Source organism: Streptomyces sp. ISL-43 (genome assembly GCF_018614195.1).
Taxonomy (GTDB): domain Bacteria; phylum Actinomycetota; class Actinomycetes; order Streptomycetales; family Streptomycetaceae; genus Streptomyces.
On record NZ_JAGGOT010000046.1, the window covers coordinates 18222 to 30265 of the forward strand.

At 71.7% G+C, this 12044-nt stretch carries 9 protein-coding genes; 2 read left to right on the top strand and 7 right to left on the bottom strand.

The genetic code is table 11. The features are described from left to right. Window positions 1-28: 28 nt before the first annotated feature. The 3 genes from J7F03_RS25865 to J7F03_RS25875 all read right to left on the bottom strand — a co-directional run bounded on the left by J7F03_RS25865 (window position 29) and on the right by J7F03_RS25875 (window position 2243). On the bottom strand, window positions 29-967 hold the full coding sequence (locus tag J7F03_RS25865; protein WP_214953481.1) for a peptidylprolyl isomerase: 939 nt from the start codon (window positions 965-967) through the stop codon (window positions 29-31). A gap of 62 nt (window positions 968-1029) precedes the next feature. Next, a complete protein-coding gene (locus J7F03_RS25870) occupies window positions 1030-1245 on the bottom strand; it encodes a hypothetical protein (RefSeq protein ID WP_214953545.1) in 216 nt (71 codons plus the stop codon). A gap of 83 nt (window positions 1246-1328) precedes the next feature. Next, window positions 1329-2243 (bottom strand): SPFH domain-containing protein, encoded by a 915-nt coding sequence (locus J7F03_RS25875; protein WP_214953483.1) that lies wholly within the window; start codon window positions 2241-2243, stop codon window positions 1329-1331. Between the two features lie 240 nt (window positions 2244-2483). Between J7F03_RS25875 and J7F03_RS25880 the strand changes: the two genes are divergently transcribed. After that, complete coding sequence (locus J7F03_RS25880) at window positions 2484-4724, top strand: transglycosylase domain-containing protein (RefSeq protein WP_214953485.1); 2241 nt, start codon at window positions 2484-2486, stop codon at window positions 4722-4724. Between the two features lie 89 nt (window positions 4725-4813). Here the strand turns inward: J7F03_RS25880 and J7F03_RS25885 are convergent, their stop codons facing one another. The 3 genes from J7F03_RS25885 to J7F03_RS25895 form a co-directional block, all read right to left on the bottom strand. Continuing rightward, on the bottom strand, window positions 4814-6892 hold the full coding sequence (locus tag J7F03_RS25885) for a serine/threonine-protein phosphatase (RefSeq protein ID WP_308379966.1): 2079 nt from the start codon (window positions 6890-6892) through the stop codon (window positions 4814-4816). A 251-nt stretch (window positions 6893-7143) separates the two neighbouring features. Continuing rightward, window positions 7144-7887 (bottom strand): DUF402 domain-containing protein, encoded by a 744-nt coding sequence (locus tag J7F03_RS25890; protein ID WP_214953487.1) that lies wholly within the window; start codon window positions 7885-7887, stop codon window positions 7144-7146. 111 nt (window positions 7888-7998) lie between these two features. After that, window positions 7999-9414, bottom strand: a complete 1416-nt coding sequence (locus tag J7F03_RS25895; protein WP_214953489.1) for an aspartate ammonia-lyase — start codon at window positions 9412-9414, stop codon at window positions 7999-8001. A gap of 107 nt (window positions 9415-9521) precedes the next feature. Here J7F03_RS25895 and J7F03_RS25900 point away from each other — a divergent pair, with 107 nt between their 5' ends. Next, window positions 9522-11051, top strand: a complete 1530-nt coding sequence (locus J7F03_RS25900; RefSeq protein ID WP_214953491.1) for a ricin-type beta-trefoil lectin domain protein — start codon at window positions 9522-9524, stop codon at window positions 11049-11051. A 129-nt stretch (window positions 11052-11180) separates the two neighbouring features. Here J7F03_RS25900 and J7F03_RS25905 read toward each other — a convergent pair whose 3' ends face one another. After that, window positions 11181-11954, bottom strand: a complete 774-nt coding sequence (locus J7F03_RS25905) for a glycerophosphodiester phosphodiesterase (protein ID WP_214953494.1) — start codon at window positions 11952-11954, stop codon at window positions 11181-11183. Between the last annotated feature and the right edge of the window lie 90 nt (window positions 11955-12044).

Here is a 12044-nt window from a genome sequence, read left to right on the forward strand (position 1 = left end):
GGTCCTGAACCGTCGGGCCCGGGGCCGCTCAGCCCTGGCCGGTCTGGCGGACCGTCACCGAGCGGATGACGACGGGCTGCTTGGGCCGCCCGTCGGGGGCCCCGTCCTCCGTGCCGTTCCCGGCGATCTTCCGCAGCACGTCCAGTCCGCCGACCACCCTCGCGAAGGGGGTCCAGTCGGGCTGCATGCGGAAGTCCGGATCGGCGTAACTGACGAAGAACTGGCTGCCGTTGCGGCCGGGTGCCGCCTTCGACATCGCGACGGTGCCCGCCGGATAGGCGGCGCCGTCGAGATTCTCGTCCCGGAAGAAGTAACCGGGGTCGGCCCTGCCCAGTCCGGCGGGGTCGCCGCATTCCAGTACGAAGATCCCGCGCGTGGTGACCCGGTGGCAGGAGCTGCCGTCGAAGTACTTCTTCCCCGCGAGGAAGGAGAAGGAGGTGGTGGCGCAGGGCGCGGCCTCGGTGAGCGCCTCGATGGTCACCTTGCCCTGGTCCGTGACCAGCTCGGCCCGGTACGGGCGGACCCGCGCGGGGTCGTGCACGGGCAGGCCGAGGCCCTTGGCGCCGCCGCCGGTGGCGGTGTACGAACAGGCGCCGGACGCGGGCGGCTCGGAGTCGGCGGGGGTGCCCGTGAGGGAGATCGCCGTCCAGGTCAGTCCGCAACACACCGCGGCCACCGCGACGGCGGTGGCCGCATTCCGCGTGGTGCGCCGGCGGCGGGCACTCTTCGCGGTGCCGGCCGCTTCCTCGGTGCCGGCCGTTTCCGCGGTACCGGCCGTTTCCGCGGTGCCGGCCGTGCCGACCGTCTCGGCCGGTTCCGCTGTGCCTGCCGTGCCTGCCGTGTCCTGCGCGTCGGACGCCGCACCGGCCCGCACGCCGGCTTCCGCTTCCGCTCCGGCTCCCGCGTCCGCTCGCGCGTCGATTCCCGCGCCGGCCTTCGCGTCGGCTTTCCCGCCGGTCCATTTCATCCGAGCCTCGAATTCGGTGAGAGACCCCCCGGGGGTGACGCGCAGAGCGTACCGAGGCGGCTTCAGGAATCCGGAGAGGCGCGGGGACGGCCGCGCGGCGGGATGGGACCCGCCCCGCCCGGGAGGCGGCCGGCCTCGGCCAGGGCCCGGCGGAGCAGGAACTCGATCTGCGCGTTGGCGCTGCGCAGTTCCTCGCCCGCCCACCGCGCGAGCGCGTCGTGCACCTGCGGGTCGAGGCGCAGCAGCACCTGCTTGCGGGCCTGGCGCCCGGCCTTCACCGCCGGCCCCTCGGCCGCGCCGTCCCCGCCGGCTCCGGAGGGGTCCGGGCCTTCGCGGGGCTCCCTGGCGCCGTCGGCGGGACTCACTGGTAGAGGGTGCCCGTGTTGACGACCGGCTGGGCCGCGCGATCACCGCACAGGACCACCATCAGGTTGGACACCATCGCTGCCTTCCGTTCCGGGTCGAGGTCCACGATGTCCTGCTCCGCGAGGCGGGTGAGGGCGAGTTCGACCATACCGACCGCGCCCTCGACGATCTGCGTGCGCGCCGCGACGATCGCGCCGGCCTGCTGGCGCTGGAGCATCGCGGAGGCGATCTCCGGCGCGTACGCGAGGTGGGTGAAGCGGGACTCGATGATCTGGACGCCGGCCGCCTCGACGCGGGCCGACAGTTCGACGGCGAGCTTCTCGGTGATCTCCGCGGCGTTGCCGCGGAGCGAGAGGCCGCCGGCCTCGTGGGCGTCGTAGGGGTACTCGATGGCGATGTGCCGCACGGCCGCCTCGGTCTGGGTCTCGACGAACTCGGTGAAGTCGTCGACCTCGAAGACGGCTCGCGCGGTGTCCTCGACGCGCCACACCACGACGGCGGCCAGCTCGATCGGGTTGCCGTAGGCGTCGTTGACCTTCATGACGGCCGTCTCGTGGTTGCGCACCCGGGTGGACAGCCGCCGGCGGGAGGTCAGCGGGTTAACCCAGCGCAGACCGTCGGTGCGGACCGTGCCGCGGTAGCGGCCGAACAGCTGGACCACGCGGGCCTCGCCCGGCGCGACCGTGTTCAGCCCGCCCATGGCGATGAAGGCGGCGACGGCCAGGAGTATCCCCGCAGCGATCAGACCCCCCTTGGCGCCGGAGCTGCCGGCCACCGAGCCGAGGGCGATCAGGCCCGCCCCGCCGGCCACTCCCGCCAGGCCGAGCAGCAGCGCGAGCCCGCCGCCCACGCTGCGCGCGGGGAACTCTCGTACGCCGCTCTCGGTCACACCTGTCGTGCTGGTCATCATCTGCCCCGTTTCCCTCGGTGGCGGCCGGTCGGACCACCTAGCAAAGTGATATCACTTTTTCGGGCGGATGGCAGCCCCCGGCAACCTCGGGGGGTTCGTGTGCGTCGGTTCCATTGGGACGGGTGCTGATTCTCACGTCCGGATTGACCGGTATTGATCCCGGTTGGCCAGTCTTTGTCACAGCCTGCGGTGTTAGCTTTCTGAGCTGACGTCGGGGGGTAATCGAGCGGAGCGGGAGCGATGGGCCGAGCAGAAGCGCGAAAGGCGCAGCAGCAGCGCGGTGCGCGACGAGCGCCGCGCGGGCGCGTCAAGGGCAAGGGCGGCGGGAAGGCCGGCAAACGGACCGGCATACGCCGCTTCTTCACCTGGAAGAAGATCCTCGGAACCTTCTTCGGTCTGATGCTGCTCGGGATGGCGGCACTGATCGGCCTCTACTTCTACGTGGACCCGCCGAACCCCAACGCCGACGCGCTGAAGCAGAACAACGTCTACAAGATGGCCGACGGCTCGATCCTGGCCCAGGTCGGCGGGACGAACCGGCAGATCGTGCCGATCGAGAAGATCCCGAAGGACGTGCAGACGGCCTTCATCGCGATCGAGAACAAGTCCTTCGAGAAGGACCGGGGCATCGACCTCAAGGGCATGGCCCGCGGCCTGTTCAACACGGTCACCGGCAAGGGCGCGGCCGGCGGTTCGACGATCACCCAGCAGTACGTCAAGAACTTCTACCTGACCCAGGACCAGACGCCGACCCGCAAGCTGAAGGAGATGGTCATCTCCCTCAAGGTCGACCGGAAGATGAAGAAGCCCGAGATCCTCGCGGGCTACCTGAACACCAACTTCTACGGCCGCAACGCGTACGGCATCCAGGCCGCCGCCCAGGCCTACTACGGGGTCGACGCCGACAAGCTGACCCTGGAGCAGGGCGCCTACCTCGCCGCCGTCCTCCAGGCCCCCAGCCAGTACGACTGGGCGACCGCCGGCCCGAACGGCAAGCGGCTGGTCATGGTCCGCTTCAACGCGGTCCTCGACAACATGGTCGAGATGGGCGAGCTGGACCCGGCCAAGCGCAAGGCCATGGCGTTCCAGGAGCCGGTCAAGCCCAAGGCCGCCCCCGGCATGGACGGGCAGAAGGGCTACTGGGTCCAGGCCGCCGACGAGGAGCTCAAGCGGCAGACCGGCATGACCGAGGCCCAGCTCAAGGCCGGCGGCTGGGAGATCACCCTCACCATCGACCCGAAGAAGCAGGCAGCCCTGGAGGCGGCCGTCCAGGACGAGCTGGAGTCCAAGCTCGACCGCAAGGGCCGCCCCGTCGACGCCGCCGTGCAGGCGGGCGCCACCTCCGTGGACCCCAAGACCGGCGCGATCGTCGCGATGTACGGCGGCACGGGTCTGGCCGACCAGTACGCGAGCAACGCCATGCGCAAGGACTACCAGCCGGGCTCGACCTTCAAGCCGATCGTGCTGGCCTCCGCCCTGGAGAACAAGGCGACCACGCAGGACGGCAAGCCGATCACCCCCAACGCCCTCTACGACGGCACCAGCAAGCGCCCCGTCGTCGGCAGCAGGACCCCGTTCAACCCGGAGAACCAGGACAACATCAACTACGGCAACCCGATGATGACGGTGCAGTCCGCCACCAACTCCTCGGTCAACTCCGTCTACGCCCAGATGATCGTCGACGTCACGCCGCAGGCCACGAAGAAGACGGCCCTCGCGCTCGGCATGCACGACCGCGAGGCCTGGCCCGAGGACAGGCCGGCCATGACGCTCGGCACCATGAGCGCCGACACCGTGGAGATGGCCGGCGTCTACGCCACCTTCGACAACCACGGCAAGAAGGTCACGCCGAGCATCATCAAGTCCGCCGAGCACAAGGACCGCGAGTACAAGCCGGTCCGCGCCATCGGCGACCAGGCCATCAGCCGCAAGACCGCCGACACCGTCACCAAGGTGCTCACCGGCGTCGTCCAGGACGGCTCCGGCAAGGCCGTGAGGAGCTCGGCCTACGAGGCCGCGGGCAAGACCGGCACCAGTGAGGACAACAAGTCCGCCTGGTTCACCGGGTTCACCCCGGACCTCGTCACCGTCGTCGCGATGTTCGGCGAGGAGCCCGGCACCCACAAGCAGGTCAGCCTGACCGGCACCGCCGGCGGCGGCCGCGCGGGCGGCTCCAGCTTCCCGGCCGCGATCTGGAAGCAGTACACGCTGGCCGCGCTCAAGGGCCAGGACACCGGCTCCTTCGAGCTGGACGAGGCGGAGATGGGCAAGGCGCAGACGCCGAGCACCAGCAGCTCCCCGACGACCTCGCCGAGCCAGTCCGAGACCACACCGCCGCCGAGTATCCCGACGCCGACTCCCACGCCGACGCCGACCCGTACGCCGACGCCGACTCCGACGCCGACCCCCACGCCGACTCCGACGCCGACCCCGACGCCGACGAAGACGCCGCAGAAGCCGGACACGGTGCCCCGGCCGTAGGCCCCGAGCCCAGCCTGCAACACCAACACCAACACCAACGCCCCCGCAGTCGCGGGGGCGTTGGTGTTGCAGGCTCTCTTCCATCCGGGTCAGCGCCGGTCGGGACCTCCCGGCAGCGCGAGCTCGAACCAGACGACCTTTCCGCTGCTCAGCCGGGTGGCGCCCCATCGGCGGGCCATCCGGTTGACCAGGAACAGGCCGCGGCCGCCCTCGTCGGTGTCCCGCGCCCGGCGCTGGCGCGGCAGCTGCGGGGAGTCGTCGCCGACCTCGCAGCGCAGTACGTCCGTACGCAGGAGCCGGAGCGTGACAGGCCGCTCGGCGTACCGCACGGCATTCGTCACGACCTCGCTGACCAGCAGTTCCAGGGAGTCCTGGAGCTCCTCCAGCCCCCAGCGGGCCAGAGCGCGGCGGGCGAACCGGCGCGCCCGGCCCGGAGCGGTCTCCTCCGGGTCCAGGAACCAGTACGCCACGTCACTGGGCGCGATCCCGTCGAACCGGGCCGCGAGCAGCGCGATGTCGTCGTCGCGGTCGCCCGGGCCCAGCATGTCCAGGATGTCGTCGCACAGCGCCTCCAGCGGCGGCGGGTGGTCCAGGCCCGTCAGCTGCGCGGTGGTGGCGAGGCGCTCGCGGAGCTGCTCGATGCCGGTCCACACGTCCCGCAGCCGGGACTCGACCAGTCCGTCGGTGTACAACACGAGGGTGGCCCCGGCGGGGGCGTCCAGCTCCACGGCCTCGAAGTCCACGCCGCCGACGCCGATGGGGGCGCCGGGGGGTACGCGCAGCACCTCGGCGCGGCCGCCCAGGTGCAGCAGGACCGGCGGCGGGTGGCCGGCGTTGGCGATGGTGATCCGGTGCGAGACCGGGTCGTAGACGGCGTAGAGGCAGGTGGCCATCCGGTCGGAGCCCAGGCGCTGGGCCTGCTCGTCCAGGTGGTGCAGGACCTCGGCGGGCGGCAGGTCGAGCTGCGCCAGCGTCTGGGCCGTCGTACGGAGCTGTCCCATGATCGCGGCGGACGTCATGGAGTGGCCCATGACGTCACCGACGACGAGCGCGACCCGGCTGCCGGGCAGGGGTATGGCGTCGTACCAGTCGCCACCGACCCGGGCCGTCTCGGCGGCGGGCAGGTAGCGGCTGGCCAGGCGGACCCCGGTCGGCTGGGGGAGGCTGTCGGGCAGCATCGTGCGCTGGAGCTCGTCGGCGATGTACGCCTCGCGCCCGTAGAGCACGGCCTTGTCGATGCCCAGCGCGGTGTGGGTGGCCAGCTGGGCGGCGACCAGGAGGTCGTTCGTCTCGAAGGCCGGCCGCTCCGGAGTACGCAGGAACACCGCCGCGCCGATGACGCGGCGGCGGCCCCGCAGCGGGGCGAGGATGGCCCGCTGGCCGCGCGGTACGGGGTGGTCCGCGCCCAGCAGCTCCGGCAGCGCGGCCCGGGCGGCGGCGGAGGACCCGAAGACGGGCCGTACGCCGCGCAGCACCTCGGCGAGCGCTCCGCCGGGGCGGATCTCGCAGAGCTCGGCCGCGGGCAGGTCGCCCTGCGGGCCGACCAGGGCCAGCTGGCTGAAGTCGAGCTCGCCGTCCGCGGTCGTCGCGCCGGCGGCGCCGGAGGAGGTGAACTCGTCGATCGGCCGGAGCCGGTCGGTGCGCCGGAGCCTTAAGACGACCGGTCCCACCGGCCGCTCGTCGCCCACGGGCAGGGGGTCGCGCAGGTAGACGAGGATGGCGTCGGAGAAGGTCGGCACGGTGGCCCGGCACAGCCCGAGCACGATCTCGTCGAGGTCGATCCCGCGCGCGATCCGCCGCGTGGCCGCGCCGACGAACCGCAGCCGGTCGCCTTCGCGGCGCGCGACGGCCTCCGGCGCGTTGCCCTGGGCGGGCGCGGAGCCGGACGCGGTACCGGGCGCGGCACCGGAGGCGCCCACGTCCTGGCGGGCCGCCGCGGCCGCGCCGCGCGCCGCCTCGGCGTCGCGGGAGGCGCTGTCCGCGGCGGAGGACGCGCGGGGGCGGGGGAGTCCGGAGCCGGGCTGGTCGGGCCCCTGGATCTGCGCATGCGTGCGTACGGCCTCGGCGGCCGGGACCGGGGCCTTGCCGTGGCCCAGCTCATCCGTACGGCCGCCGGAGGCACCGGCAGTCGGCTGTGAGCCCTCCTGAGAGGTGGGGTACTCCGTCACGCGTGGCATTCCGTCCGTTTGCGCTCGATGTGCGCTGCACTCAACTCGGTCAGTCGCGGTATACCCGCTCAGCGGCGGGGACACCATCACCCCGCGGTTCCGCGTCCCGCTCGTTACCTCTCGTTGTGCGTCGGCCTCCGGTCAAGTCCCGCGTGCGGCACGAGATTTACGGGTGGACGATCTCGCGGCGACGCCGTGGGCGGCCGCGGAGGACGATCCTACGTTTGCCCCCCGGGGGCGCATCAAGGGTCTCATGACGTCATATGCGCCGGGGTGCGGTCCCAGTCCTTCGGCAGCGCCGGCACTTCCCAGGACGGGTCCGGTCGCCAATCCTGCCAGTCGTCGGAGAACGGCGGCCCCCAGGCCTCGATCACGTCCACCGCCGCCCGCCCGGCTGCCCGCACCCGGTCCGCCTGTTCCCGGTCCATCAGCCCGGACCGCTGCGCCTGCGCGAACTCGTCCTCGTCCCGCCACTTCCACGTGCGGTCCGGGTAGACGGAGATGTCGAGGTAGTGGTCCTCGGAGTCGATCCCGCCGGACCACCGCGTACGCGGCTCCTCGAGGTTCACGTACCAGCTCTTGAAGCGCCAGCCGTGCTCCCAGAACAGCCACACCGACCACGGGTCCCCGGGCCGCGCCAGCTTCAGCACGCCCGCACCGAACCAGCGCGACCGTACGGTGGTCCGCGGCGCGGTGTACCGGGTGGCGAGCGGCTCCTCGTGGACCGGGGTCCCGTCGGCGAGCACCGGCTTGACGCACTCGGTCCCGGGGGCCATCCACACGGCGAGGAGCTCGTCGGTGTCGCTCACCACGGTCACGGGCCGGCAGATGTGCACGGCACCCTTCAGTCCGGGCGCGTGGTCGCGGTAGCGCCAGAGGACCTGCTCCCCGGGCGCCCAGTGGCCGCCCCGTTCCGCGCCCCGCTCCGATCCCCGTGCCGAGCCCCGCGCCGCACTGCGCGCGCTGCCGCCCCCGCGGCCTCCGGTACCTGTCATGCGCAGATCTTAGGGCTGGGGCCCGGAGGATCGCTGCGGTGCAGGTCACCGAGGTGTTCGGGGACGGGAAACGACCGGATCCGGACCCCGTGGCGGGGTGGGGCGCCCGGGTCAGGGCCGGGTCATCCGCAGCACGTCCAGCGCCTCGTCGAGCTGTTCCAGGGTGAGGTCGCCGCAGTCCACGTAGCCGGACTCCAGGACGACCTCGCGGATCGTCTTGCGCTCGGCGAGGGACTTCTTGGCGACTTTGGCGGCCTCCTCGTAGCCGATGTAGCGGTTCAGCGGGGTCACCACGGAGGGCGAGGACTCGGCGTACTCCCTGGCCCGGGCCGTGTTGGCGGTGATTCCGTCGACGGTGCGGTCGGCCAGCAGGCGGCTCACGCTGCCCAGCAGGCGGATGGATTCCAGGAGGTTGCGGGCCATCACGGGGAGCATCACGTTGAGCTCGAAGTTGCCCGCCGCGCCCGCCACCGCGACCGCCGTGTCGTTCCCCATCACCTGGGCGGCCACCATCAGCGCGGCCTCCGGAACGACCGGATTGACCTTCCCGGGCATGATCGAGGAACCCGGCTGGAGATCCGGGAGATTGATTTCAGCCAATCCGGTGCGGGGACCCGAGGCCATCCACCGGAGGTCGTTGCAGATCTTGGTGAGCGAGACGGCGACCGTGCGGAGCATTCCCGAGGTCTCCACCAGCGCGTCCCGTGCCCCCTGGGCCTCGAAGTGGTTCCGGGCCTCGGTCAGCGGCAGCCCCGTGGCCGTGGCCACTTCGGCGATCACGGCGGCGGAGAATCCGGGCGGGGTATTGATCCCGGTGCCCACCGCGGTCCCGCCCAGCGGGAGTTCGGCCAGCCGGGGCAGCGCCGCGCGCAGCCGCTCGACGCCGTAGCGGAGCTGGACCGCGTACCCGCCGAACTCCTGGCCCAGGGTGACCGGGGTGGCGTCCATCAGGTGCGTCCGCCCGGCCTTGACCACCACGGCGAACTCGGCGGCCTTGCGCTCCATCGAGCCGGCCAGGTGCTCCAGGGCGGGGATCAGCTCGCCGGTGACGGCGGCGGTGGCGGCGATGTGGATGGAGGACGGGAAGACGTCGTTGGAGCTCTGCGAGGCGTTGACGTGGTCGTTGGGGTGGACGGCGCGGCCGAGCCGCTCGGTGGCCAGCGTGGCGATCACCTCGTTGGCGTTCATGTTGGACGAGGTGCCGGAACCCGTCTGAAACACGTCGACGGGGAAGTGCTCGTCCCAGCGGCCCTCCGCGACCTCGGTGGCCGCCGAGACGATCGCGGCGGCGATGTCCTCGTCGACCACGCCGAGCCGGGAGTTGACGGCGGCGGCCGCGGCCTTGATCCGGGCCAGCGCCTCGATGTGGGCGCGCTCCAGACGCTGTCCCGAGATGGGGAAGTTCTCCACCGCGCGCTGCGTCTGAGCTCGCCATTTGGCGTGCGCGGGCACGAGTACGTCGCCCATCGAGTCGTGCTCCACGCGGAACCCCTCGGGGCCCGCGCCGGTCTGCTGATCGTCGGTCATCTGTGGCGCCTCCTCAAAAAGTTGAGCAATTGTCTTGTTCGGACTGTTCCCAACTCGCCTACTGACCAGTAAATACCGGGGGTAACACTGAGATCGGGGAGGCATTCATGGCACGTGTCCGTACACAATCCAGGCTCAGATCTACCTTCGCCGCCGTCGCGGCGGTCGCGGCCGCCCTCGGGGGCGTCACCGCCATCACCCCCATGGCCCACGCGGCGACCGCCGCCGGGTCCTCCGCGACACCCCTCACGCCCGAACTGGAGGCCATCCGGGCCGCCGAGGCCGTCAAGATCTACGGCGACTCCGCGATCCGCCCGCTCGCGGACCGCAAGACCGGCCTGATCTCGCTCGGCGACAGCGAGATCTCGGGCGAGGGCGTCGGCAACTACGACCCCGCGACCAACACCTCGGCCAACCAGTGCCACCGATCGCCGGACACGGCGATCCACCGCACCGGCATCGCCGCCGACTACACCTTCAACGTGGCCTGCTCCGGCGGCTACACCGGCAACATCAGGATCGGCGGCAGCAAGCAGTACGCCGACGAGCTGGTGCAGAGCGACAGCCTGGCCATCAAGGCCCGCAACACCAAGATCAAGATGGTGGTGCTGGTCGCCGGGGCCAACGACGACCTGCAGTTCGGCCCCGTCATGACCGACTGTGTCACACGCTGGGTGCTCAGCCAGGGCACCTGCGAGCCGAAGTACGGGCCGGGCTGGCAGGCGCGCGTCGACGGCCTGAAGCCCAAGGTCGAGTCGACGATCGGCAACCTCAAGACGGTCATGCGCGACGCCGGTTACGCCGACTCCGACTACAGGTTGGTCGTCATGGGCTACCCCAGCCCGATCGGCCCCGACTTCAACGACAACCCCGACTTCCCCGGCAAGCTCCCCGGAGGCTGCGCCGGCTACGACTCCGACGCCGCCTGGGGCCGCAACTACGCGGTGCCCACCTTCGAGAAGGGCATGCGCGCGGCCGCCCTCGCCGCGGGCGCGACCTACCTCGACAACTCGCGGCTCTTCCAGGGCCACGAGGTCTGCATGGAGGACACCTGGGCCCGCGGGCTCTACCTCGACCTCGGGGACCACTTCCCGTGGGACGAGAACACCGCCCGGCAGTCCTTCCACCCCAACTACCGCGGCCACGGCGCCTTCGCGTCCTGCCTGACCCAGCTCTACGCCTCCGGCCTGCGCGAGGCCTCCTGCGCCGACCCGGCGAGCACCGGCACCCCCGTCCTGCAGGCCGGGGCCTGGGACGACCTGTACAAGCCACTGAAGAACGAGGCGACGGGCAACTGCGTCGACTCCAACGGCGGTTCCAGCGCCAACAACACCAAGGTCCTCGGCTGGGACTGTCACGGCGGCCGCAATCAGGGCTGGTGGTACGACTCCGTGAAGAAGTCGATCCACATCGAACTCACCCATGACCGCTGCCTCGACGCCCCCGGCGCCAACTACGGCAACGGCACCGCGATGATCATCTGGAACTGCCACGGCGGCGCCAACCAGCAGTTCGTCCGCGACGGAGCCACCCTCCGGCCCGCCGCCTCCCCGGGCATGTGCCTGACGGTGGCCGCGGCCCACGAGCCGCTGCGCCTGCAGACCTGCAACGGCTCGGCCAACCAGCGCTTCGTGTAGCCCCCGCCAGACCCGTACCCGCCAGACCTGTACCCGCCAGACCTGTACCCGCCAGACCCGTATCCGTCAGACCTGTACCCCCGTCAGATCCGACCCCCCACACCCGGCCGGCGCACCCCGGCCGGGTGTTCACATGTCCTGGAGCAGCTTGCGTACGTCCCGGGGCCGGTTGGTGATGATCGTGTCCACGCCCAGGCGCACGCAGAGTTCCACGTCCTCGGGCTCGTCCACGGTCCACACGCGCACCCGAAGCCCCTTCGCCTTCAGCCGGCCCACCAGCCCCGGATCCTGCCGGACCAGGTCGATGCCCGGGCCCGCGTGGGTGGCGTACGGGGGACGCACCGGGCGGATCCCGCGCTCGATCAGGTACACGGCGGGCAGCCCGGGCGCGAGCCGGTGCATCCGGGTCAGGGCGCTGCGGGAGAAGCTCATCACCTCGACGCGTCCGGTGGAGCCGTCGGCCAGCCCGTAGTCACGGAGCATCCGCACCAGTTCGGCCTCCAGCCGCCCGCCCGCGCGGGAGGGGTGCTTGGTCTCGACGGCGAGCCCGACGGGGTACGGCGCGGCCAGCGCCTCCCGGAGCAGGTCCTCGAAGAGCAGCACCCGGGCCCCGGTGTGGCCCGGCCCCTTCCAGGCGCCGAAGTCGAGGGCGCGCAGCTCCTCGTACGTCATCTCGGAGACGACCCCGCGCCCGTCGGAGGTCCGCTCGACGCGGCGGTCGTGCACGCAGACGAGCTTGCCGTCGGCGCTCAGCCGTACGTCGCACTCCAGCGCGTCGGCGCCGTCCGCGATGGCCTGCCGGTAGGCCTCGATGGTGTGCTCGGGGTGCTCGTGGGAGGCCCCGCGATGGGCGATGACCCGCGTGTCGCGGGCGGTACGGAGGGAGGAGGGTGTCGCTGCCATGCGGAAATCCTTGCAAACCGGGGTGAACGGGCTGGTGCGTGCCTGTGTCCCCGACGTTAACCGGATGCGGATCCCCGCCCGGGCGCGGGA